The sequence below is a fragment of the Rhodopseudomonas parapalustris genome (genome assembly GCF_053772255.1).
In genome coordinates, this window is the sequence record NZ_JAMKBZ010000022.1 from 20,328 (window position 1) to 44,799 (window position 24,472).

The 24,472-nt window shown below is 65.1% G+C and carries 18 protein-coding genes; 6 read left to right on the forward strand and 12 right to left on the reverse strand.

Going from position 1 to position 24,472, the window contains the following annotated elements:
- Positions 1–22: 22 nt before the first annotated feature.
- Positions 23–2,140: a carbohydrate porin gene (locus M9H71_RS18040; RefSeq protein ID WP_455406322.1), complete on the forward strand. Its 2,118-nt coding sequence runs from the start codon at positions 23–25 to the stop codon at positions 2,138–2,140.
- 140 nt (positions 2,141–2,280) lie between these two features.
- Here the strand turns inward: M9H71_RS18040 and M9H71_RS18045 are convergent, their stop codons facing one another.
- Entirely contained in the window at positions 2,281–3,453 is a 1,173-nt protein-coding gene (locus tag M9H71_RS18045; protein WP_455406323.1) for a M20 aminoacylase family protein, read from the reverse strand.
- Positions 3,454–3,577: 124 nt separating this feature from the next.
- Between M9H71_RS18045 and M9H71_RS18050 the strand changes: the two genes are divergently transcribed.
- Positions 3,578–5,197 carry a GMC family oxidoreductase gene (locus M9H71_RS18050; RefSeq protein WP_455406324.1) on the forward strand — a complete coding sequence of 540 codons (1,620 nt, stop codon included), beginning with the start codon at positions 3,578–3,580 and terminating at the stop codon, positions 5,195–5,197.
- A 162-nt stretch (positions 5,198–5,359) separates the two neighbouring features.
- Positions 5,360–5,593, forward strand: a complete 234-nt coding sequence (locus tag M9H71_RS18055) for a hypothetical protein (RefSeq protein WP_455406325.1) — start codon at positions 5,360–5,362, stop codon at positions 5,591–5,593.
- 296 nt (positions 5,594–5,889) lie between these two features.
- Here M9H71_RS18055 and M9H71_RS18060 read toward each other — a convergent pair whose 3' ends face one another.
- From M9H71_RS18060 to hpnN, 3 genes are all read right to left on the reverse strand, one after another.
- On the reverse strand, positions 5,890–6,729 hold the full coding sequence (locus tag M9H71_RS18060) for a universal stress protein (protein ID WP_455406326.1): 840 nt from the start codon (positions 6,727–6,729) through the stop codon (positions 5,890–5,892).
- Positions 6,730–6,944: 215 nt separating this feature from the next.
- Positions 6,945–8,336, reverse strand: a complete 1,392-nt coding sequence (gene hpnO / locus M9H71_RS18065) for an aminobacteriohopanetriol synthase HpnO (RefSeq protein WP_455406327.1) — start codon at positions 8,334–8,336, stop codon at positions 6,945–6,947.
- Between the two features lie 289 nt (positions 8,337–8,625).
- Positions 8,626–11,232: a hopanoid transporter HpnN gene (hpnN, locus tag M9H71_RS18070; RefSeq protein WP_455406328.1), complete on the reverse strand. Its 2,607-nt coding sequence runs from the start codon at positions 11,230–11,232 to the stop codon at positions 8,626–8,628.
- Between the two features lie 312 nt (positions 11,233–11,544).
- Between hpnN and ispH the strand changes: the two genes are divergently transcribed.
- Both ispH and hpnH read left to right on the forward strand, forming a co-directional pair.
- Positions 11,545–12,489 carry a 4-hydroxy-3-methylbut-2-enyl diphosphate reductase gene (ispH, locus tag M9H71_RS18075; protein ID WP_455406329.1) on the forward strand — a complete coding sequence of 315 codons (945 nt, stop codon included), beginning with the start codon at positions 11,545–11,547 and terminating at the stop codon, positions 12,487–12,489.
- A gap of 40 nt (positions 12,490–12,529) precedes the next feature.
- Positions 12,530–13,684: an adenosyl-hopene transferase HpnH gene (gene hpnH / locus M9H71_RS18080; RefSeq protein ID WP_455406330.1), complete on the forward strand. Its 1,155-nt coding sequence runs from the start codon at positions 12,530–12,532 to the stop codon at positions 13,682–13,684.
- Between the two features lie 87 nt (positions 13,685–13,771).
- On the opposite strand, the gene pstS is transcribed toward hpnH, so the two are convergent.
- Positions 13,772–14,776, reverse strand: a complete 1,005-nt coding sequence (gene pstS, locus M9H71_RS18085; RefSeq protein ID WP_455406331.1) for a phosphate ABC transporter substrate-binding protein PstS — start codon at positions 14,774–14,776, stop codon at positions 13,772–13,774.
- 32 nt (positions 14,777–14,808) lie between these two features.
- On the reverse strand, positions 14,809–16,074 hold the full coding sequence (gene phnA, locus M9H71_RS18090; RefSeq protein ID WP_455406332.1) for a phosphonoacetate hydrolase: 1,266 nt from the start codon (positions 16,072–16,074) through the stop codon (positions 14,809–14,811).
- Between the two features lie 158 nt (positions 16,075–16,232).
- Between phnA and M9H71_RS18095 the strand changes: the two genes are divergently transcribed.
- Positions 16,233–17,156: a LysR substrate-binding domain-containing protein gene (locus M9H71_RS18095; protein WP_455406333.1), complete on the forward strand. Its 924-nt coding sequence runs from the start codon at positions 16,233–16,235 to the stop codon at positions 17,154–17,156.
- A gap of 83 nt (positions 17,157–17,239) precedes the next feature.
- Here the strand turns inward: M9H71_RS18095 and M9H71_RS18100 are convergent, their stop codons facing one another.
- The 6 genes from M9H71_RS18100 to hpnC all read right to left on the reverse strand — a co-directional run bounded on the left by M9H71_RS18100 (position 17,240) and on the right by hpnC (position 24,279).
- Positions 17,240–18,229, reverse strand: a complete 990-nt coding sequence (locus M9H71_RS18100) for a S41 family peptidase (RefSeq protein ID WP_455406334.1) — start codon at positions 18,227–18,229, stop codon at positions 17,240–17,242.
- A gap of 344 nt (positions 18,230–18,573) precedes the next feature.
- Positions 18,574–19,317, reverse strand: coding sequence for a phosphorylase (locus M9H71_RS18105; RefSeq protein ID WP_455406335.1), 744 nt, complete (start codon positions 19,315–19,317; stop codon positions 18,574–18,576).
- Positions 19,314–21,275: a squalene--hopene cyclase gene (shc, locus tag M9H71_RS18110; RefSeq protein ID WP_455406336.1), complete on the reverse strand. Its 1,962-nt coding sequence runs from the start codon at positions 21,273–21,275 to the stop codon at positions 19,314–19,316. Before shc ends, M9H71_RS18105 begins: the two co-directional genes overlap by 4 nt.
- A gap of 33 nt (positions 21,276–21,308) precedes the next feature.
- Positions 21,309–22,565, reverse strand: coding sequence for a hydroxysqualene dehydroxylase HpnE (hpnE, locus tag M9H71_RS18115; protein WP_455406337.1), 1,257 nt, complete (start codon positions 22,563–22,565; stop codon positions 21,309–21,311).
- On the reverse strand, positions 22,565–23,404 hold the full coding sequence (hpnD, locus tag M9H71_RS18120) for a presqualene diphosphate synthase HpnD (protein ID WP_455406338.1): 840 nt from the start codon (positions 23,402–23,404) through the stop codon (positions 22,565–22,567). Before hpnD ends, hpnE begins: the two co-directional genes overlap by 1 nt.
- Positions 23,401–24,279: a squalene synthase HpnC gene (hpnC, locus tag M9H71_RS18125; protein ID WP_455406339.1), complete on the reverse strand. Its 879-nt coding sequence runs from the start codon at positions 24,277–24,279 to the stop codon at positions 23,401–23,403. Before hpnC ends, hpnD begins: the two co-directional genes overlap by 4 nt.
- Positions 24,280–24,472: the final 193 nt, after the last annotated feature.

The following is a 24,472-nucleotide window of genomic DNA, read 5'->3' on the forward strand; positions in this document are numbered from 1 at the left end:
CCCGGGGCATGGCTGTGGCTCGATGGCTACGCCGCCGCGAAATCAGCCGGCGTGCCCAATCGATGACGCCGGCCCTCCGATCGCTGTGATACGGGACCCGGCATTGACGACCAGGACGAACCAACGCGTGCGCCACTCTCTGCTCGTTCCGATACTCGCGGCCGCCTTGGCCTGCGCCATCCCCGCCGCCGCGGCCGATCTGCCGCGCAAGGCGCCGGCCGCCCCGCGCGCGGTGTTCGACTGGAGCGGCTTCTATATCGGCGCGCATGTCAGCGCGGTCGCCGGCCGTTCAGACTGGAGCGCGGCGCCAGCCGGCACCAGCGGGTCGATCGACCTGTTCGACGCGTTCCAACTTTTCAAGGGCACCGGCAGCTACGTGATCGGACTGCAGGCCGGCTACAACTGGATGCTGCCGTCGCGCTGGTTGATCGGTGTCGAGGCCGACCTCAATTCACCGAATACGATCGGCGGCAATACCGGCAACACGCTGCCTTCCGGCACGGTCGGCGGCCACGATCATCAGGCGCTGCTTGGCGGCACAATGCGCGGCCGGCTCGGCTACGCGCTCGACGGCTGGCTGCCTTACGTCACCGCCGGCTTCGCCTGGAGCTACGACCGACTGCGCTGGCCGCCCGATCCAGCGCTGGCGCAGCAGGAGACCGCGCTGTTGTGGCGGCTGGGCTGGACCGCCGGCGCCGGCATCGACGTGCCGCTGTCGCCGGCCTGGAGCGCACGCGCCGAATATCTGGCGACCGGATTCGGCAACGGCACCGTCAGCTTTCCGATCGCCGGCGAGCGCGTCACCTCCGACGTGCTGACCCATGCGTTTCGGCTCGGCCTCAACTACCGGCTCGGCGAGGACCTCGCCAAGTCCGATGTGTTCACCAAGGGCATCGACGCGCTGGAACTGGAGCGGTTCGCGGTACACGGCCAGAGCACCTTTACCTGGCAATACGCCCCCGGTTTCCGCTCGCCCTATCTCGGCACCAACAGCCTGAAGCCGAACCAGGCGCGGCAGACCTTCGACGCCACGCTCTATGTCGGCGCCAGGCTGTGGGATGGCGCCGAGTTCTGGATCAACCCGGAAATCAACCAAGGCTTCGGCCTCAGCGGCACCTTCGGCGTCGCGGCGTTTCCGAGCGCGGAGTCGTACAAGGTCGGCGCCGACTATCCGTATGCGCGGGTGCCGCGGTATTTTATCCGTCAGACGCTCGATCTCGGCGGCCCGATCGAAACCGTGCAGGGCGGGCCCAACCAGTTCGCCGGCAAGCAGACCGCTGATCGGATCGTGATCACCGCCGGCAAATTCTCGGTCGCCGACATCTTCGACGTCAACAAATACGCCCACGACCCGCGCGTCGACTTCCTCAACTGGGGCCTCGCAGACGCGCTGACCTTCGACTACGCGGCCGATGCCTGGGCGTTCACCTACGGCGCCGCGGCGGAGTGGTACACCGGCGCCTGGACGGTGCGCGCCGGCGTGTTCGATCTGCCGGTGACGCCGAACAACAGCGACCTCGACCCGACCTTCGGCCAGTTCCAGATGGTCGGCGAGATCGAACACCGCCACGAATTGTGGGGGCTTCCCGGCAAGCTGCTGGTCACCGGATTCCTCAACCGCGCCCGGCTCGGCAACTTCACCGACGCGGTGCGGCTGGCGCAGGCGACCGGCAGCACACCGAGCATCGCCAACGTGCGCCGCTACACCTCGAAGACCGGCCTATCCGCCAGCTTCGAGCAGCAGCTCACCGCAGACATCGGGATGTTCGCGCGCGCCGGCTTCAACAATCCGAATCTGGAGGTCAACGCCTTCACCGATTCCGATCGCACCGTGTCGGCGGGCCTGTCGCTGTCGGGCCGGCTGTGGGGCCGCGAGGGCGACACCGTCGGCATCGGCGGCCTGCTCAACCACATCTCGGCGTCGCGGATCGCCTATCTCGATGCCGGCGGCCTGACCGCGATCATCGGCGATGGCCGGCTGCCCAATCCGGGCGACGAGAAAGTGTTCGAAGCCTATTACAGCCTGCCGTTGTACTCCTGGCGGTTGACTGCGGACTATCAGTTCATCGCCAACCCGGCGTTCAACCGTGACCGCGGCCCGGTCCACCTGATCGCCACGCGGCTGCGCACGCAGTTTTAGCTGCAGTGCTGAGATTCCATCATGGCCGGGCTCGTCCCGGCGATCCACGTCTTTCGTGGGTTATCCGCAAAGAGGTGGATGCCCGGCACAAGGCCGCGCATGACGGCAGTTTTGCGCGAGGTTCGAGGCGAAGCTCCGCGTCACGCTGCGAGCTGGGTCTCCACCAGCCGCACCCAATACGAGGTGCCGTAGACAATCGCTTCGTCGTTAAAGTCGTAGGCCGGGTGATGCAGCCCGGCGCTGTCGCCGTTGCCGATGAACACGAACGCGCCCGGCCGCTTCTCCAGCATGTAGGCGAAATCCTCGGCGCCCATCAGCGGCGGCAGCGGCACCACATTAGCGTCGCCGGCGACGTCGCGCGCCACCCGCATCGCCACATCGGTTTCGGCCAGATGATTGACCAGCACCGGGTAACCGCGCTCGTAAGAAAGATCGATCCTGGTGCCGGTCGACTGCGCGACGCCGGCGATGACGTCGCGCACGCGCTGCTCGACGAGATCCCGCACCGCCGCCTTCATGGTCCGCACCGTGCCCTTCAGCTCGGCGGTCTGCGGAATCACGTTGCGTGCGTTGCCGGCGTGGAATTCGCACATCGACACCACCGCGGCATCGAACGGATCGACGCTGCGCGACACGATGCCCTGCAGCGCGGTGATCAGTTGCGCGCCCGCCAGCACCGGATCGACGCACAGATGCGGCCGCGCGGCATGACCGCCATGGCCTTCGATGCGGATGTCGATGGCGTCGGTCGCGGCCATCACCGGACCCGGGCTGATCGCGAACGCGCCGACCGGAATGCCGGGGCCGTTGTGCATGCCGTAGACCTGCTCGATGCCGAACCGCTCCATCAGTCCGTCGTCGATCATCGCCGCAGCACCGGCACCGCCCTCTTCTGCCGGCTGGAAGATCACCACCGCGTCGCCGGCGAAGTTGCGTGTCTCGGCAAGATAGCGCGCGGCGCCGAGCAGCATCGCAGTGTGGCCGTCGTGGCCGCAGGCGTGCATCTTGCCCGGCACCTTGGAGGCGTAAGGCAGCCCGGTGGCCTCTTCGATCGGAAGCGCGTCCATGTCGGCGCGGAGCCCGATGCTGCGGATCTCGCCGCCATTCGCCGGCTTTGCGCCGCGGATCACGCCCACCACGCCGGTGCGGCCGAGCCCGGTGACGACCTCGTCGCAGCCGAACTCGCGCAACCGCTCGGCGACGAACGCCGCGGTGCCGTCGACATCGTACATCAGCTCCGGCTGCTGATGCAGCGTGCGGCGCCAAGCGGCGATGTCGGGCTGCAGATCGGCGACACGGTTGATCACGGGCATGAGGCGGTGGGGCTCCAGTTATCGAAGCCAGCAGGCTAACCGCCCCGTCCCGCTCCGGCAACTGTACAGCACCGGCCCGCGGCGCTAAGCCTCTGGCCAACCAGAAAACGCACGGGCGGAATCGATGACGACACGGATCGAAGGCGAGTTCGACACCATCGTGGTGGGCGCAGGCACCGCAGGTTGCATCGTCGCCAACAGGCTGTCGGCCGATCCGAGCCGGCGGGTGCTGCTGCTCGAAGCCGGCGGTCGCGACAACTGGATCTGGTTTCACATTCCGGTCGGCTATCTGTTCGCGATCGGCAATCCGCGCTCCGATTGGATGTTCAAGACCGAGCCGGAACCCGGCCTGAACGGCCGGTCGCTGGCCTATCCGCGCGGCAAGGTGATCGGCGGCTCCTCGGCCATCAATGCGATGATCTCGATGCGCGGCCAAGCCGCCGACTACGACCATTGGCGCCAGCTCGGCCTCGCCGGCTGGGGCTGGGACGACGTCCGCCCGGTGTTCCGCCGGCTCGAAGACCATTTCCTTGGCGACAACGAACATCACGGCGCCGGCGGCGGCTGGCGGATCGAGGCAGCGCGGCTGTCGTGGCAGATCCTGGATGCGGTGGCGAACGCTGCCTGCGAGATGGGGATCCCGCGCAGCGCGGACTTCAACACCGGCGACAACGAAGGCGTCGGCTATTTCCACGTCAATCAGAAGCGCGGCCGGCGCTGGTCGTCGGCGCGCGGCTTCCTCAAGCCGGCGCTGACCCGGCCGAATCTGCGGCTCGAAACTAATGTGGTGGTCGACCGCGTGCTGGTCGAGAACGGCCGTGCCGTCGGCGTGCGCTTCCTGCAGAACGGCGTGCCGATCGAAGCCCGCGCCCGCCGCGAGGTGGTGCTGTGCGCCGGCGCGATCGGCTCGGTGCAGGTGCTGCATCGTTCCGGCATCGGCCCGGCCGAATGGCTGAAGCCGCTCGGCATCGAGCCGGTGCTCGACCGGCCGGGCGTCGGGCGCAACCTGCAGGACCATCTGCAGCAGCGAGCGATCTACAAGGTCAGCGGCGGCCGCACCCTCAACGAGATCTATCACTCGCTGCCGCGCCGCGCCTGGATGGGGATCGACTATGCGCTCCGCCGGCGCGGACCGCTCACCATGGCGCCGTCGCAGCTCGGCATCTTTACCCGCTCCGATCCGCATCAGGAACGCGCCAACATCCAATTTCACGTCCAGCCGCTGTCGCTCGACAAGTTCGGCGATCCGCTGCACCGCTTCCCGGCGATCACCGTCAGCGCCTGCAATTTGCGGCCGACCTCGCGCGGCGAGATCAAGCTGAAATCCGCCGCGCTCGACGCCGCGCCGTCGATCGCGCCGCACTATCTGCAGACGGACGACGACCGCCAGGTGGCAGCGGACGCGATTCGCGTGACTCGACGGCTGATGAAGCAGGAGGCATTGGCGAAGTATCACCCCGAGGAGTATCTGCCCGGCCCCGCGGTCGGCGACGACGACGCCTCGCTCGCCAAAGCCGCCGGCGACATCGGCACCACGATCTTCCACCCGGTCGGCACCGCCAAGATGGGCCGCGTCGACGACCCGCTCGCGGTGGTCGACGAACGCCTGCGCTTCCACGGCCTCGAAGCCTTGCGCGTCGTCGACGCCTCGATCATGCCGACGATCACCTCCGGCAACACCAACACCCCGACCGCAATGATCGCCGAAAAGGGCGCAGAGATGATTTTGGCGGATGGGAAGTAAGCGGCGGACTTCCAGACGACACTAAAAGTAGCGTTGACACGCTCTGCTCGGAAAACCAGCATAGCTGGGATTTGACCACGTATTAATTGTAGTCGCCTCGGCCATTTTCTGCACACCAACTGCCGATCCGCGTCTGCAACAACAGCAGATGAGTGCAACGACATGGCAGAACTGGGAGACATCGCACGCAATGAGCGCCTGAAGCTAACAGCAGCACTCCTGAACAATCTCAGCGTCAGCTTCATCACCGTCGGCGTCATCGGCCCCGCACTCTCGCTACTGTCAGGCAGTCCCGCGGTAACATCGAACCAGTTTTTGGCAATCGCCTGCGGTTGTATCGGCCTTGGACTGACACTACATTTAATGGGACGCAGGCTGTTGGAGGGCTTGAGATGAGCACGGTGCTATATTTGCTGGCTGCTCCGGCGATGGCGACCGTTGCTGCAATCCTGCTGGCTATCTACGCCATGCACGCAGACAAAAAGCCGGCTAGTGCGGATGACAGCATTCCCGGATCGCGCCCGAAGGATCCAGACGGTCGGATGCGACGGTGGCAGAGTTGTACGATCCCCGCCAGATCGCCGCGGCTCGCCCAACGGCATGCGCGGAAGTAGCTACGGAATCTTTACGCCGACCTGCTTCACCGCGTGCCGACCAGGGGCTTGCCCGGCACGCCGCTCCGTTAGCAAACCTCAATGCGAGATCAGCGTCGGGACCGTCACCTTGCTCAGCAAGGTGCGGGTCACGCCGCCGAACAGCAATTCGCGCTTCGGCGAGTGGCTGTAGGCGCCGAGCACGATCAGATCGGACTGGTCATCGGCGGCGTAACGGCGGATCACCTCGGCGATCGGCTCGCCCCTGGACCGCAGTTGTTCGACGCGCGCCACGACACCATGGCGACTGAGATAGTGCGCGATGTCGGCGCCGGGCTCTTGTCCGTGCGCCGGATTGCTGTTCGGATCGACGACGACCACCGAGACCTTTTCAGCCGCGCGCAGCACCGGAAGAGAGTCGGTGATCGCGCGCCGCGCTTCGCGGCTTGCGTTCCAAGCGAACAGAACGTTGCGCGCGATCGTCCCCTCTGGCCAGCTCGCCGGAATGATCAGCACCGGAACGCCGGTCGAGAGCAGCATCTGCTCCGGCGACCATCCTGCAGGCAGCCCCGCCGAAGGATGACCGACGACGACGAGGTCAGCGTGGAGACAATGCAGCCGCACGAGTTCGCCGACGTCGCTGCCGCGAACAGCGCGGTACTCGAACGAAGCATCGTCGCGCGCGGCCATCACTTCGAAGCTGCGGCCCGCGGCCTGCAGCGCGTTGCTTTCGATGAGATTGTGCCGCTCCAACATGTCGCGGATCGCGGCGCCGCCCTGGATGTTGCTGTCGGAGCGATCGTGCTGCCACGCATTCGGGACGATGAAGAGACCGATTAGATGCGCTTGGTGACGCATCGCCAGCGCTGCGGCGTAGCGCACGCGCGCATCGCTGGCTGGAGTCTGATCGACGAACACCACGATTGTCTTGAGGGCCATACGCTCACCACTGATCGAGGCCAGTTGCTCCCGGCACGACTATCGAAGATAGGTCGGCGAGGGGATGCGGTGTTGCGTCACGTCAACGCAGACGACAGGCGATCCGGATTCTGTCTGAACGCGGCCGTACACTCGGATCGATGAGTTAGTGCTGGCGACGCGCGACGCGTCGCTCGGCTCGTCACCACACCCGGCCGATCACCGCGAGCGACGAACTATGCCGACTTGCGCACCGCGTTGTCGACCAGGGTCTTTCCGAGGGACCAGATCGCGCCGGGGACCTTGTGGCTGTCGGCGATCACCTGATCGAACGAGCGTTCGATCCAGGCGCAGTCGTCTTCAGTGATGGTCAGCGGCGGCAGCAGCTTGATGGTGTGCAGGCCGTGGCCTGCGACCTGGGTCAGGATCTTGTGATCCTTGAACAACGGCACGGTGATGAGCTGGACGAACAGGCCCTTGTTGGCGGTCTCCAGCATCGTCCACGACGCCTTCAGCCGCAGCGACTTCGGCGGACCGAACTCGACGCCGATCATCAGGCCCTTGCCGCGGACTTCCTTGAGCAGCTCGTAGCCCGGAACCATCCGTGTCAGCGCCAGCCGCAGCTCGGCGCCGCGCTTGGCGGCGGCCTCGACCAGCTTCTCGGCCTTGAGGACTTCGAGCGTAGCGATGCCCGCAGCCATCGCCAGATCGTTCTTGGCGAAGGTCGAGCCGTGCACCACGGCGCGGTCCATTCGGTTGAAGATCTTGTCGAAGATCGACTTGCGCGTCAGCACCGCGCCGACCGGAACGTGACCGCCGGACAGCGCCTTCGACAGCAGCACCATGTCGGGCTCGACGTTCCAATGCTCGACCGCCAGGAAGCGGCCGGTGCGACCCATGCCGGTCTGGATCTCGTCGGCGACGAACAGCGTGCCGTAGCGTTTGCACAGCGCCGCCGCGCCCGGCAGGAACTCGTCGGTGGGCATGTTGACGCCCTTGCCCTGGATCGGCTCGACGATGAAGGCGGCGACCTCGCGGGTCGACAGCACCTTCTCCAGCGCTTCGAGATCGTTGAACGGAATCGTGGTGACGCCGGGCAGCAGCGGACCGAAACCGCCCTGGAAATTCTGATCGTCGGTGAGCGACAGCGCGCCGTAGGTCAGGCCGTGATAGCTGTGATCGCAATTGACGATGCCGTGACGCCCGGTCGCACCGCGCGCGAACTTGATCGCGGCCTCGACGCTCTCGGCGCCGGAATTGGCGAAGAATACCTTGTCGAGATACGGCATCTGCTCGAGCAGCCGTTCGGCCAGGATGCCGGCCAGCGTCGACACGTCGAGCTGCACCAGATTGGGCAGGTCGGCGTCGAGCACGCTTTGCAGCGCCTTGCGCACCACCGGGTGGTTGCGACCGAGCGCGAACACGCCGAAGCCGCTGAGCAGATCGAGATAGCGGGCGCCGTCCCGGTCGTAGAGATACTGGCCGATGCCCTTCTGAAAGCCGACGTCGTAGCCGATGGTCTTGAGGACGCGGACGAGCTGCTCGTTGAGGTGCCGCGTGTGCATCGAGCTGCGCTGCGCTTCGCGCGCCGCGAACATCTCGGCGAGGTCTAAATTCGGCTGGTGCATGGGCTACATACGTCGCTTGTTGGACCCGCCGTCAACACCTAAAAGGCGGCGGCACGTCGCACTCGAGTTTTCTTTCCAGAATTGTGATGCGCGGGAGACAGGCCGATCTCGCGGCCGCCCCCATGGAGCAAGCCCCCTGCCCCGAGGCCGGTATAGTCCCAACGCCCCACGCGGCGCCAGCCCTGTGACCTCACCTGCGGCAATCCGGCTTTGCTCTCGGGTCTCGGCGCGATGTCGTGCTCTGAAACCGCCTTCCGGGAGGACGAACGCCTCCCCCGGAAGGCGCTATTCACAGATCGGTGTCGCCGCTCTCGTCGATGTGGCGCGGCTTGCCCATCAGCGCCGGCTGGAACAACAGAACCGCGCCCAGCGTGGTCAGCAGCGACAGCGCCAGGAGCTTGCCCATGCTGGCGGTTCCCGGATGGCTGGACAGCCACAGACTGCCGAACGCCGTGGCGGTGGTCAGGGCGCTGAAGAAGATCGCCCGGGTCAACGCCGACTGCAGCAGATTGGTGCGTCCGGCGCGCCAGGCGGTCACGTAATAGATCTTGAACGCGACGCCGACGCCGAGCAGCAGCGGCAGCGCGACGATGTTGGCGAAGTTCAGCGGCAGGTCGATCAGCACGCAGATCTCCAGCGTCACCGCACCCGCAACCAGCAGCGGAATCAAGGTCAGCGCCACGTCGGTAATCCGCCGCAGGGTGATCCACAGCAGGATCGAGATCGACAGCAGCGCCCACAATCCGGCCTGGATGAACGAGCCGACGATGGTGTCGCCCGATTTGAGGATCGACACCGGGCCGCCGGTCGCCAGCGGCTCTGCCTGCAGCACCGCCGCGGCGAACTTGCGCAGGGTTGCGTTGTCGTTGGGATCGCCGCTCGGCAGCACTTCGACGCGGATCTGGCCATCCTTGGTCTTCCACGACGACACGATGTCGGGGGGCAGATTGTCCAGGGTGACCGGCTGCGCCTTGAGCATGTTGCGGAGCAGCTCGAAGTCGACCAACAGCGGCCGGACGAACACGTCCTGCGCCGTTTCGCGAGTCGTCGGCTCGGCCTCGGCGAGCTTCGCCAGCGCGGTGGCGAGCCGGCGGGAGGCGTCGGCACCGGGACCACCGCCTTCGCCGGCGGCGCGGATCAGCGCCTGAGCCGAGCTCTTCAGCGAAGCGATATTGTCCTGATCGGACGGCGGCGGATCGACCTGCTCGGGATTGAGCGCCGGCTCCAGCACCTTGGCGCCGGCCTGGATCAGCTTCAGCTTCTCCGGCTGGTCCGGCGGCACGAAGGTGTCGAGCGAGATCGTGCGCGACACTTCCGGAAGCTTGCCCAGCTTGGCTTCGATCGCGCGCGCCGCCTGTTCCGACGGCGCCAGCACGTTGACGGCGCTGGCTCCGGTATTCGGGTCCTTACGCAGATCCAGGAAGGTCGCGATCGACTCCACCTTCGGGTTGCGCAGATTGATCGGGTTGAAGTCGAAATGCATGAAATACAGCAGCGGCAGACCGGCCACCGCGACACCCAGCGTCCCGGCAATGACGCCGATGCGGTGCTTCTCCAGGAAATGATCGACCGGCGCCAGGAAGGCGTAGCCGAGCGGCTCCTTCTCGCCGGCCGGGTTCAGCAGCTTGATCAGCGCCGGCAGCACGGTGATGCTGGTGAAGAACGCGATCGCCATACCGGCGCCGGCGATCTCGCCGAGTTCGGAAATACCCTTGTAGGAGGTCGGCAGGAACGACAGGAAGCCGGCGGTGGTGGACATCGCCGCCAGCGACAGCGGCACCGCGGAATACTCCGCGGCCTGTATCAGCGCCTTGTTCAGATCTCCGGTTTTGTGGCGTTCTGACCGATAGCGGACGCTGAACTGGATGCCGAAATCGACGCCGAGACCGACGAACAGCACCGCAAACGCGATCGACAACAGATTCAACGAATCCACCAGCATCAGGCCGACCGCCGTGGTGATCGACAGGCCAATCACCAGATTGGTCGCCACCGCGAAGATGATCTTGGAGGAATGCAGCGCCATCCACAGGATCAGCAGCACCACCAAGACGGTGCCGATGCCGTTGACCACGGCGCCGTCCTTGACGGTGGCAAATTCTTCGTTGGCGATCGGAACCGGCCCGGTCAGCCGGACCCTGGCACCGAAGTCCTGCTCGATCTTCAGGTCGACCGCCGCCTTGCGGATCGCGTCGGTGGCGTCCTTGCCGGGCTCCAGCGCCTTGAAGTCCAAGATCGGCTTGACCTCGATGAAGGCGCGCTTGTCGCTGTCGGTCAGCGGTTCCGGATTGACCAACGCGCGCCAGGAGAAGAACGCCGGCTGCTTGCCGAGCACGTCCTCCACCGTCGCAGCGACGGCGTTGAAGGGTTTTGCGGTGGCATCCAGGGTCAATTCGCCCCGCTTGAGGCCGACCAGACCGGTCTCCAGCGCCGCGGTCAGGCCGCGGATCGACGGGTCGCCGGCCATGATCTCGATCAGGGGAACCGCCTGCTGGAACTGACCGGTCGCCTTGGCGACCTCGTCCTTGGGCAGGAACAACAGCCCGTTGCGATCGAAAAACGGACCGCCGCCGAGCCGCTTCACCGACTCGAAGTTCTTGTGATTCTTCGATAATTCTGCCGTCAGCCGGGCCGCGGCGGCATTGGCGAATTCAGGCGTCGGCGCCTCGACCACAGCCAGGATCAGCCGTTCCTGATCGAACGCTTTCTCGAACGCGATATCACGTTTGCGCCAGTCGAGATCAGACGAGATCAAATGGTTGATGTCGGTGTTGATCCCGAAATGTTGGTAAGTATAGAAACCGGCCGCGATCGCGAGAAATACGCCGATCAGCACAGTAAAGGCCGCAAACCTGGTGCTGGCCTTGACAATGGAGACGATGGCACGCTTCAGCACATTTACACTTTCTATTGCTGCCGGCTGGCATAAAATATGGCCGCTCCGCCGGGTTCCGAGTCGATCGAACTGTTTCTGATGGTTCTGCGACCAAGGACTGGACAAAATGGCCGAAAACAAGCCGGCGGAGATGTGTTCGCGGAAGTAATCTCACCAGGCTGGATTGCCAAGGGCGTTTTGCAACGCGTGTTGCAATACGCCGATAAGTCCCTTGCGCTCCTTGGGGTTGCGGGTGTCCTCATACCAGCTAGATCATGCTAGGGGAATGCGACGTGCTGCCAGGAGACCGAAAGATCATGAGCGTGGTGCCCCTTGTCTGAAGTCCGCCCCCTCGAAGTATTCCTTGCCCAACCCCGAGGCTTTTGTGCCGGCGTGGTGCGCGCGATCGAGATCGTCGAGCGCGCCCTCGAAAAGTACGGCCCGCCGGTCTATGTGCGGCACGAGATCGTGCACAACAAATACGTGGTCGAGAGCCTGAAGGCGAAGGGTGCGATCTTCGTCGAGGAGCTGTCGGAAGTTCCGTCCGATGCGGTCACCGTATTCAGCGCCCACGGCGTCGCCCGCAGCATCGAGGAAGAGGCCGCCGCCCGTGGCCTGCCGGTGCTCAACGCCACCTGCCCGCTGGTCACCAAGGTCCACAACCAGGGCAAGCGCTATACCTCGAAGGGGCGCACCCTGATTCTGATTGGCCATGCCGGCCACCCGGAAGTCGAAGGCACGATGGGCCAGGTTCCCGGCCCGGTGCTGCTGGTGCAGAACCTCGACGACGTCGCGGCGCTGACGCTGCCGCCGGAAACCCCGGTGGCCTACATCACCCAGACCACGCTGAGCGTCGACGACACCAAGGACATCATCGCCGCACTTTCGGAGAAATTCCACGATATCGAAGGTCCGGACACCCGCGACATCTGCTATGCCACGCAAAACCGGCAATCGGCGGTGCGGCAGATGAGCAAGCTGGTCGACCTGATCCTGGTGGTGGGTGCCAACAATAGTTCGAATTCCAACCGGCTGCGGGAAATCGGCACCGAAGCCGGCATCCCGAGCTATCTGATCGCCGACGGCAGCGAGCTGAACCCGGAATGGCTCGACGGCAGGCGCGCGGTCGGGATCACCGCTGGCGCCTCGGCGCCGGAAGTGCTGGTCGACGACGTGATCGAGGCGCTGCGCCGGATCGTTCCGGTGACCGTCTCGGTTCTGCCCGGCCGGGAGGAAAACATCGAATTCGTTCTGCCCGCGGAACTGGCGACCACCTGATCCGCACCAACCGACGTGCCGTGAAAGAGAAGATTTCGTAATGGCTATACCGTTTCACAAGGAACTGGTGATCGGCGGCTACCTGCTGAAGCAGAAGCTGCTGGGGCGGAAGCGTTATCCGCTGGTACTGATGCTGGAGCCGCTGTTCCGCTGCAATCTGGCCTGCGCCGGCTGCGGCAAGATCGACTACCCCGACGCCATCCTCAACCGCCGGATGACCGCGCAAGAGTGCTGGGACGCCGCCGAGGAATGCGGCGCGCCGATGGTCGCGATCCCGGGCGGCGAGCCGCTGATCCACAAGGAGATCGGCGAGATCGTGCGCGGCCTGGTGGCGCGCAAAAAGTTCGTGTCGCTGTGCACCAACGCGCTGCTGCTCGAGAAGAAGCTCGATCTGTTCGAGCCCTCGCCCTATCTGTTCTTCTCGGTGCATCTCGACGGCCTAAAGGAACACCACGACCGCGCGGTGTCGCAGAAGGGCGTGTTCGACCGCGCGGTGTCGGCGATCAAGGCGGCCAAGGCACGCGGCTTCACCGTCAACGTCAACGCGACGATCTTCGACAACTATCCGGCCGAAGAACTAGCCGACTTCCTCGACTTCACCGAGGAGCTCGGCGTCGGCGTGTCGATCTCGCCGGGCTACGCCTATGAGCGCGCGCCCGACCAGGCCCACTTCCTGAATCGCACCAAGACCAAGGAAGTGTTCCGGCAGGTGTTCGCCCGCGGCAAGGGCAAGAAGTGGAACTTGATGCACTCCAGCCTGTTCCTCGACTTCCTGGCGGGCAACCAGGAATTCGAATGCACCCCGTGGGGCATGCCGGCGCGCAACATCTTCGGCTGGCAGAAGCCGTGCTACCTGCTCGGCGAAGGCTACGCCAAGACCTTCAAGGAGCTGATGGAGACCACCGACTGGGACTCCTACGGCACCGGCAAGTACGAGAAGTGCGCCGACTGCATGGCGCATTGCGGCTACGAGCCGACCGCGGCCATGGCCTCGCTGAACAATCCGCTGAAGGCCGCCTGGGTGGCGCTGCGCGGGATCAAGACCTCAGGCCCGATGGCGCCGGAGATCGACATGTCGAAGCAGCGCCCGGCCCAGTACGTGTTCTCCGAGCAGGTCCAGAAGACCTTGACGCAGATCCGCCAGGACGAGGCCGCTGAGGCCGAGAAGCGCCAGAGGGCTTCCACCGCGGCCTGATCCGCACCACTGGCTCACAGATCAACAGCGCGGCCGGCAGGCCGCGCTTTTTTTGTTTGGCGAGTTTTTTCGTTCACGACCGGCCATTCAATTCATGAAGTTCTTCACGATATCGGCCTTGACCTTGCCCGGCAGCGGAACGAACTGCATCGAGCGAGCCGTGCCGTCGCCATGGGCGAACGCCCATCTGAATAACTCCAAGGCGGCAGCTGACGTGGTGCGCTTGTCCGGACTTCTCGGCACCAGCGCGAAGGTCGCCGTCACGATCGGCCAGGCGTGTTCGCCCGGCATGTCGGTGAGATCGACCGCATAGTTCGGTACCGACCAATCGCCATTCTCGGCGGCGGCTGCGAAACTGCGTCCGTTCGGCAGCACGAACCGGCCCGCCTTGTTCTCCAATTGCACAGTCGCCAGGTTGTTGGCGGTGACGTAGGAGAGCTCGGCATAACCGATGCCGCCGGGCGTCATCGGCACCGTGGAGGCCGCGCCATAGCTGCCCTTGACGCCGGCGCCGACCGGCCAACTCAGCGTCATGCCGATCCCCATTCTGTCGCGCCAAGCCGCGCTGGCCTTAGACAAATAGCGGGAGATCGCGTAGGTGCCGCCCGACCCTCCCGCGTGATACAGCAGAGAAACCGCGAGCTTGGGTAAGGCAAGACCAGGATTGAGCTCGACGATCCGTGCGTCGTCCCACGATTTGATGCCGCCCATGAAGATGTCGGCGAGCACAGGCGCGGTGAGCCGCAGTTTGCCGGCCGAGACGCCGGGAATATTGACGACGACGGCGTAGCCGCCGACCACGGTGGGAAACTGCATGATGTCTCCCTCTTTGAGCTTGCTGTCGTCCATCGGAACGTCCGACGCGCCGAAATCCGTCAGGCCTTTGAGCACCTGGAGTTGCCCGACCGAAGATCCCGAAGGTTGATAGTTGATCGCCGGTCCTTTGGCCGCCTTCAGTTGTTCTGCCCATTTGATGTAGATCGGAGCCGCGAAGGCCGAACCGGTTCCCATCACCGGCGTCTCGGCACGACCGGCCGACACGCCGGCCGAGCTGATGGCGAGCGCCATCAATGCGAAGCGAATCGCGCGCATATTGATTCCTCTATGGCTGTAATCGTGCGGGACTAGTCGACGCCGTTCAGGGCGAAGTCGAAGATGTCGTAGTTGCGCAACACGCCGGTTTCGGCGCGCTCCCGGTAATCCCGCGCGAGCGGGCGCGACAGCACAAACGGCACACGCTGTTCGCCAAGCCCGCCATGCGAGCGCAAGCGATGATCGCCGAGGGCCGAGAGGTCATGATCTTCACGCCGCGCGCCGACCGCCGTGCCGCGATCGCTGAACACCGCGAAGTCGCCCTCGCGGTCCGGCGGCAATTGGTAGCGTTCGCACACCGTCGCGCGATCGAGCACGAGCTCCACGCCGGGCAACGACCGCGCATAGGTCATCATCGCGGCGATATCGCAGTTCTTCAACACATGGACGCGCACGAAGCCGCCGAGCGCACCGTGATGCCGGACGAACGGATCGGCGATCGGACAGATCACGCGGGCAACGCCGTCACCGAACGTCGCGTTCAGAGCGTCCTCGAGATAGACGACGTTCGGCCGTCCTTCCGCATCCGACTTGTCGGCCATGCCATGATCGGCGGTCAGCGCGACGGTCGCGCCGAGTTGGATCAGGCGCGCGATGCGCTGGTCGACCGCCGCGTGGAAGGCATTCGATTCGGCATCGCCCGGCTGGTATTTGTGCTGCACATAGTCCGACGTCGACAGATACATCAGCTCGGGCTTGGCCGTCTCCATTAGCCGGATGCCGGCGTCCAGCGCGAACAGCGAGAGGTCGGTAGAGTACTGATCCGGCTTGCCGCGGCCCACCATCTCCTCGCCGCTCTTGAAGCCGAGCGCCGTCAGATCGGCGACGTTCGGATGTTCGGAGGAGAACGCGATCCCGTCCATCTCAAAGGCCAGCACCTTCAACAGCTTGTCCTTGGCGGTGACCACCGCGCTCCGCACGCCCGCTCGGCTCATTGCCCCGAGAATGGTGCCGCAGCGCAGTCGCCGCGCGTCCGTCACCATGATCTCTTCGCCGGTTTCAGCGTCGAGATAGTAATTGCCGTTGATGCCGTGGATTGCGGGAGGCACGCCAGTGACGATCGAGGTGTTGTTGGTGTTGGTGGTGGTCGGCACCGTGGCGAGCGCCGTCCCGACATAGCCCGATGACCTGAGCGCGCCGATCGTCGGCAACACGCCATCCGCAATGCCCTGCTCCAAATAGTCGGGATCGAACCCGTCGAGACAGATCACGACGACGGGCTTTTGCGGCACGGCGTAGCTTCGCCCGTTGGCCTCGATCAGAGTCCGCGGCCTATCGGATTGGAAAAGGGTCGTCATGGTGTCATCCCGGTGCTGAATGCCGCATGGTCTGTCGGCTGATGCACACGGGTGGTACGCGGTCAAAATGTGAGAATCGATCGAATAAAGCACACAAATGTGTGAGAAGAAGTCGTCATAATGCGATACGGAAAGGTTCTGCCGGTCACACGGAGGTCATGGTGAAAGAACGAGAACTGCCTCTGGTCGCGCTTCGGGCGTTCGCGGTCGCGGCGCGCAGCGACAGCTTGAGTTCGGCCGCCGAAGAGCTCGGAGTCACCCACGGCGCCGTCAGCAAGCAGGTGCGCTTGCTGGAGGACTGGCTGGGACAGCAGGTCTTCACCCGCGAGGGGCGCAGCGTCGCGCTGACGCCCTACGGCAGAGTTCTGGCGGAGCAATTGAGCCAGTCGTTCCGCGGCATCGAAGCCGCCTGCCACTATGTCCGGCGCCGGCGCAGCAAGGCGGTGCTGGCGGTCGAGGCACCGTCGACATTCGCCATGTATTTTCTGATGCCGCGGCTGAAACGCTTCGAGAAAGCCAATCCCGATCTGGCGGTCTGGATCTCCACGCGCATGACCGGACAAACACCGGATGTCTCATCCCACGATCTCCTGATCACGCGGGGCAGCAGCGAAAGGATCGGCGGGCATTCGAGAGCATCGACGACATTATTCGAAGAGAATCTGACACCCGTCTGCAGCCTGGACCTTGTTCAGGAAAAGACCATCGAGAAACCGGAGGACCTTCTCGCGTTTCCGTTGATCACCTCAGCCACGCGACCGGGACACTGGGAGGCCTGGCTGAAGAAGGCAGGCATGCGCGAGCATCTGTTCGAAGGCGGCCATCGCTTCGATCACATGTTCGTCGCGATGCATGCGGTGCGCGAGGGATTCGGCTCGATCGTCGCGCCAAAGGAGTTCTTTCCCGGAAAACCGGAATGGCGGCTCGTCTGCCCTTTTCCCGATCAGGTCGTGAAGGGCGAAAAGTACTTCGCTCACCCGACGTCGCGGGCCGATCCGCGCTATCTCGGCCGGTTCGTTGATTGGCTCAAGGACGAGATCAAAAACGTGACGTCCGAGGGCCGGCAACCATTCGGAATTTGATTTCCGCTTCTGGCGGAGTTGTCGAAAACCGCCGGAGGCCGACACCACCGAAGGCGGCGGTCTGAACGGCCGCCACGCATCGGCTATCGCGCCGACCGCCCCTTCGCCATAGCGACGGCAACTTCCTCAGTGGCTTCGAGCGAGGCCTGAACGTCGGGACGCACACCGACGCCACCCCAGTTGCTGTGCGTGATCGGGTTTTCTGCCCTCCCGGTCGGCACGACGACGAAAAGGTCAGAACCGAGGTCCTTCAGGCCACCGGGGTTCGCTCCTCCGCGCGTTTTCTCGCCGACCACCGTCGCACGCTCGAGCGCCTGCAGATCGTAGGCAAACTCTTCCCCCGCCGAATAGGTCTTCGGCCCAATCAGGACATAGACGGGCTTGCCGAGATAGTGCACCGGCGTCGCGGCACTCCAGAACGACTCTGTCCTGAAAGTCAAAGTCCCACGATTCCGCCAGATCAGATCGTTGATATGAACGCGCTTGCCTGGGTCGAGCAAGAAACTGATCAAGTAGGCGACAGATGCCGGATGTCCGCCGCCATTGTCCCGCATGTCGATGACGAGCGCTGCGGTATCAGACAGATTGCGCATGGCTTCGTCGGCCGCTGGATTGAAGATCTCGGGCGGAACGAAGCGCGCCAAGCGGATGTATCCGATATTCCCGTCTAATCGTTTCACCTCGAAACCTGCCCCCTGGGGCGCAGTGGGCGGGGGCTGGTTGGGGAACGGAGAGCCAAAGATCACCCGCATATGGCTGTCCTTGGTGATCGCCCTAAGCTGTTCGGTCAGGGTCTGTGCGAATTGAGCGGGATCGGTTACGCCGGCATAGGCATCGTCGCCCATTGCCTTCTCCAGCGCATCCGCCGCCCGCATACCCGTGTCGGGAAAGACATAACCTTCCCGCAACTCGGTAGTGATGCCGCCGATCAGCCTGCTGACAGTTGCTCGGTCCAACGGCGCGCTTTGCGATTTGTCGGGAATCAGCTCGGCAAATGTCGTGGAGGGAGCCGCCACGACCGCAGCAACTGTCGCAAAGCAAGCGACAAGGAATGACGACCGAGGGGACAGCATCTCAAATTCCGGTTGCAAGCAGCTCCATCGAAGTGGAGGCCCGTTCTTGGGCCAATCTATGGCTGACCCAGATTTCGGGCATCGAAGCGAAAGCCACTCCGCGATCCCACGCAATCGATGACTTACGATCAGCCGCCCGCGGCCCCACGGCATTTCGCCAAACTGCTTCTTCAAATCTGCAGAGGCGCAATAGAGCGGAAAATGCTGCGGCGAGAGTCGCCTGCCGCCGAGCCGGCAATCCAGGCCCAATCAAGTAGAAATCTATCCGCCGCGACCAAGCCGCCGCGGCGCCCCAGCCTCGGACATCATGGACGCGGCAGCCCTACCGCGACGCGTGATGATCCTCAGATCTCGGCGACAATGCCGCTACCGCCCAGAACGGCGTCCTGCACGAAGTTCCGACAGCCGCGCAAGGACCGCAGCGCCCGGTTGAAATCGATGCCGGTCGAGACCAGCGACCGGATCGAGGTCGGGTGGCGGGCGATGCCGCGCAGCACCTTACGCAGGTCGATGTCGCCGTTCGGCTTGATCGCGGTCGACACGATCTGAGGCAGGCTGCGGCTGGCCGGATCGCTGATCACCCGCAGCGCCGCGAACGGCAACTCGGCTGCGGCGGCGAAATCGGCGGCGATGTGGCTTTCCATGTCGACCGCTGCCGCACCGGTCTCCGAGCGCAGCGCCGCCTTGGCGGCGCGCGCCGCGATCACCTGCTCCGCGCCGACCAACCCGCCGCGCACCACGCGATGGCGGCCGAGCCCGGCGCTCTTCAATAATTCGTCGGTCAGTGCAACTTCCGACGTCCAGCGGCGTTCTCCCGCCACAACCTCGGTGGCGATGACGATGTCACCTGCCTCGAGCGAGGGATCGAGCCCACCGGCAACGCCGAAGCTGATCACGCCGCGAATCGACGAAGGGTCGAAATCGGCCATGATCGCGCGCAATTGCTTGGGGTCACTGCTGCTGCAGATAACGGTGAGGCCCGGCCCCGCCGCGATACGTGCTTCCTGAATCAGGCCCGTCACAATCAGTACCGGCCGCGGATCTTGACGATGCGCCGCGGCCTGGTCGTCCACTGCCCCCAGAATCACATCCCGACCCCTACCACCTTGCTGTTCGTGGCCTGCAAGTTCCGATACCGCGCCAGCGCCCAGAGCGGGAAGAACTTCGAATAGCCATGATACCGCAGATAAAACACCCGCGGGAAGCCCGTCGCCGTGTAACGCTGCTCGTCCCACAGTCCTTTTTCGGTCTGTGTGCTTTTCAGGTACTCGATGCCCCGTGCCACGGCGGGATGACCGACCTCACCCGCAGCCATCAGAGCAAGCAAAGCCCATGCCGTCTGTGAGGCGGTCGAGGGTGCACTTTCGTAGCCACGATAGTCCAACCGGTAGCTCACGGCATCCTCGCCCCACCCGCCGTCGCGGTTCTGGACCGACTCCAGCCAGGCGACCGCCTTGCGGATCATCGGATCGGCGTGGGGAACGCCGGCGGCGTTGAGGGCGCACAGCACCGACCAGGTGCCGTAAATGTAATTCATGCCCCAGCGGCCGTACCAGGATCCCTCGGAGAGCTGGGTGTCGCGCAGATAGCCGACCGCGCGGGCCATCGCCGGGCTGCTGTTAACGGTCTCGCCGAGCTGCGCCAGCATCGAGACGCAGCGCGCGGTGACGTCCTCGGTCGGCGGGTCGAGCATCGCGCCGTGATCCGAGAACGGGATATTGTTCAAATAATACGCATTGTTGTTGATGTCGAAGGCACCCCAGCCGCCATCGTCGCTCTGCATCCCCTCGATCCACTCGCGAGCGCGGGCGATCGCCGCGTCGTAGGCGGGATTCGGCTGGTCCTTACGGGCGCGGTCGAGCGCCATCACCACCACCGCGGTATCGTCGAGGTCCGGATAATGGGCGTTGTTGTACTGGAACGCCCAACCGCCGGGGCGCACGTTCGGCGCTTTGACGGCCCAGTCGCCCTTGACGTCGAGCACCTGGCGCGGGAGCAGCCAGTCGAGCGCCGATTGCACCGACTTGGCGCCCTCGTGGCCGTCGGTTTCGAGCAGCGCATGGCTGGCGAGCGCAGTGTCCCACACCGGCGAAACGCAGGGCTGGCAGTAGGCTTCGTCGCCGCGATCCACCAGCAGCAGATCGATGCCGCGGCGCTGGATGGCCCGCGGCGGATAATCTTCAGGATAGCCGAGCGCCTCGTACACCATCACGGTGTTAGCCATCGGCGGGAAGATCGCGCCCAGGCCGTCTTCGCCATTGAGCCGCTCCTCGATGAAGGCGAGCGCCTTGTCGATGGCGTGCTGGCGCAGCCGCTTCGGCATCACCGGCTCGATCACGCGCAGCACCGCGTCGATCGACCCGAACAACTTGAACAGCGCCCAGTTCTGATGCGGCGCCTTGGCCGGCATCCCGATCGTCTTCGGATCCTGCAGGAACAGTTCGTCGATGCCGACGCCCTTGGGATTCTTGGCGCGCGGCTTCAGCGCGCACAGCACGAGCAGCGGCACCATCGTGGTGCGCGCCCAATACGACACCTTGTCCAGCGTGAACGGCGACCAGCTCGGCAGCAGCATGATCTCGACCGGCAGCACCGGAACGGCGCGCCACGTCGTCACGCCGTACAGCGTCAGCATGAACCGGGTGAAGACGTTGGAGTGGATCGCGCCGCCGCGCGAGCGGATGGCCTCGCGGGCCCGCACCATGTGCGGCGCGTCGATGCTGTCGCCGATCATCTTCAGCGCGAAGTAGGCCTTCACGCTAGCGCTCATGTCGAAATCGCCGTCGTGCACCAGCGGCCAGCCGCCGTGGGCGCCCTGGATGCGGCGCAGATACACCGCGATCTTGGCTTCGAGCTCGGCATTGACCGGCTCGCCGAGGTAATGCCGCAGCAGCACGTATTCGGCAGGAATGGTGCAATCGGCCTCGAGTTCGAACACCCAATGACCATCGTCGCGACGAAAGTTCAGCAGCGCACTGCGCGCCGCATCGATCGAAGCTTCGAGCGCGCTGCGCCCGACACCGGTGTTGTAGCTGCCGGAATCCATTTTATCTGCTGTGTCTCCGTTGTGGGGGCCGGATCAGGCGCGGCCGGCGGCCAGCACCAGGTCCGCGGCACGGTTGCCGGACCGGACCGATCCTTCGATGGTCGCCGGTAACCCCGTATCAGTCCAATCGCCTGCGAGATATAGGTTTCTCCATTGGGTGACCGGCCCGGGGCGCAAGGCGTTCTGCGCCGGTGTAGCGGCGAATGTGGCGCGGCGCTCGCGGACAATTTGCCACGGCGGCAGATTGGCCGAGATCCCGGCGATCCTGCAGATTTCGCCCCAGATTTCGGCCGCAAGCTGCTCGCGCGGCGCGTCGACCAGCCGATCGCCGTTGCTGATGGTCACCGACAGCCGGTTCGGGAACGCGAACAGCCACTCCACCGCGCCGCCGATTACCCCGGTCAGGGCCGGCATGCCGGGCGGCGGCGCATAGTTGAAATGCGCATTGACGATGGCGCGGTATTCCTGCGGCGTCTTGAGCCCGGGCAGCAGCGCGGCAGCCGGGCGCGGCGGCACCGCCAGCACCACCGCATCGTCCGGGCCGAGGGTGACGATGTCCTCGCCACCGAACTGCAGCGCACCGACGCGGTCGCCGGCCGGGGTCAGCGAGCGCAGCTCATGACCAAACCGCACGCCGGGACCGCTGGCAGCGAGCTGCGCCACCGCCGGCTCGACCAGCACGGCGGATAGGCCGTCGCGGGCGATCAGCGGCCGGCACGCTTTGCCGCCGGCCAGCAGCGTCTCGCGCACCACCGCGCCGGCGAGCCCGGCAGAGCCTTCCGGCGGATCGACATTGAGCGCGGCGAGCAGCAACGGCGCCACCAGCCGGTCGTACAGCGGGCCGGAGCATTTGATGGTGTCGCCGATCAGCCTGGTGGTCGGCGCCCACAATAGCGGCATCAGGCCGATATAATCGCCGATCGACGTGTCCGGCACCCGGCTACCCGCATCGAACAGCCACAGCGGCAGCTTGCCCCCGCCCAGCTTCAGCCGCCAGCGGGCATCGGTCGGCAGATCGATGAAGTCGAACTCGGCGCGTTCCGGGCCGACCAGACCGGCCTCGGTGCCGATCGTCCGCGCGTACTCGCAGGCGGCGTGATTGCCCGACAGCAGCAGGTGATTGCCGTTGTCGATGACGAGCCCGGTCTGGGCATCGAAATACGAACGGCAGCGGCCACCGGCCTGCTGCATCGCTTCGTGGACGTGGACAATAAGGCCGGCGCGGGCGAGCCGGGTCGCGGCCGCAAGACCGGAGATTCCCGCACCGATGACGTGAACTGTTTTCGACATCACACGATCGCGTATTGCAGCAGGATGGCGATCTTCGACGCCTTGCCGAGCTTCACCGCGGCGCGCGGCGCTGCGAAACCGCGCGCGATCAGAAGCTGCAGGATCGAGTAGTAGTACTTGCCCATGATGCGGGGAGCCTTCACCAGCCGGCGCGGATTGCGGTTCATCACCTTGTCGGCGGCGGCGAAATGCGCGAGCGCCCGCTCGACCAGCGGCGCACAGACGCTCGGCAGCGCCGGATGCGCCGCGACCACGCGCGGATCGGTGGCGGTGATGCCGGCCTTGTGGAGCAGTTCGCTCGGCAGATACAGCCGGCCGATACCGGCGTCCTCGTCGATGTCGCGCAGGATGTTGGTGAGCTGCAGCGCGCGGCCGAGATGATGCGACAGCTCGATGCCGTCGGCTTCGGGCAGACCGAAGATCCGCACCGACAGCCGCCCCACCGCGCTGGCGACGCGATCGCAATACAGATCGAGCGTCGCTTCATCCGGCGCGCGGATGTCGGCGTCGACATCCATTTCCATGCCGTCGATGATCGCCTCGAAATCCTCGCGCTTCAGCCCGAAGCTGCGCAGCGACTCCTGATAGTCCGCCAGCCGCGGCGGCGGCGCGCCGCGATACAGCGCTGCAATGTCGTCGCGCCATTGCTGCAGCTCGGCGACGCGCACCTCGCGCGGCCGATCGGAATCGGCGATGTCGTCGACGAAGCGGCAGAAACTGTAGACCTGGAACATCGCCTCGCGCTGCGGACGCGGCAGGATGCGCATCGCGGCGTAGAACGAACTGCCGAGCGCAACGCCTTGATGCGCGGCCGGCTCTGGGGTGGCGTGAACGGTCATGCGCGCGGCGCCGGATGCGACACCGGTCCCTTTCCGAAGCTGCGGCGGAGGATCTCAGACCCCATCGCACCGAAGCTGGCGGTGGCGAACTCGATTGGCTTCAGATGGACGCGCTCGCTGAGCGGATCGCGGGTCTGCAGCATCTGCACGATGCGGTCGGCATAGGCCTGAATCACCGACACTTCGAGGCCGAGCCGGAAATCCTTGATCTCGGCGGCGAGCGGCCGGCCGTCGCCGAGCAGCGAGGCGGTGCGGGTCGCGAGCCCCTGCAGGCATTTGAGCAGCGCCGACGACGCCTTCGGCAGGCCGAGGTCTTCGACCTTGGCGCCGACGGAATCGAGCACGTCGCGCGGCAGATACACGCGGTTGAGGGTGCGATAGTCCTTGCCGCAATCCTGCAGGTGATTGTTGATCTGCAGTCCCGCGCACAGCGCGTCGGAAGCCGGCCAGGTCGCGGTGCTTTCGCCATGGACGTCGAGCATGAAGCGACCGACCGGCATCGCCGAATAACGGCAGTAATGAATGACCTCGTCCCAGTCCTCGTAGCGCAGCTTGGTGACGTCCATCCGAAACGCGATCAGCAGATCGAGCGCATGACGCGGCGGCATGCCGCGCTCCGCCAGCGCCCGGCGCAGATGCACCGCCTCGGCCTGGGTCTCGCCGCGGCCGAGCAGTTCGGCTTCCAGGAGGTCGAGATATTCCAGCTTGGTGGCAGCATCGAGCATCGCGTGATCGGCGATGTCGTCGGCGGTCCGGACGAAATTGTAGAACGCCAGAATCAGGTCGCGGTGCCGCGGATGGATGATCCACGACGCGACCGGGAAATTCTCGTCCCGGTGGGTCTTGCCCGATCGAAGCTCGCTCGCGGTGGTCATCGGCACTGGCTAAACACTTGGTTTGGTGACGAAAAAAAGCGAACGGCTGCACCCGGCCGGGCCGGGCGCAGCGTTCGCGACGCCATATAAGGGAAATCGCCGGCTAAACCAACGATCTTGACGGAGGGTATCCGGGCCGCAGCTTTGCCCGGATCGCCGCCGCGGCCTCCGAACCGGGCCGCAAACGGCCCGG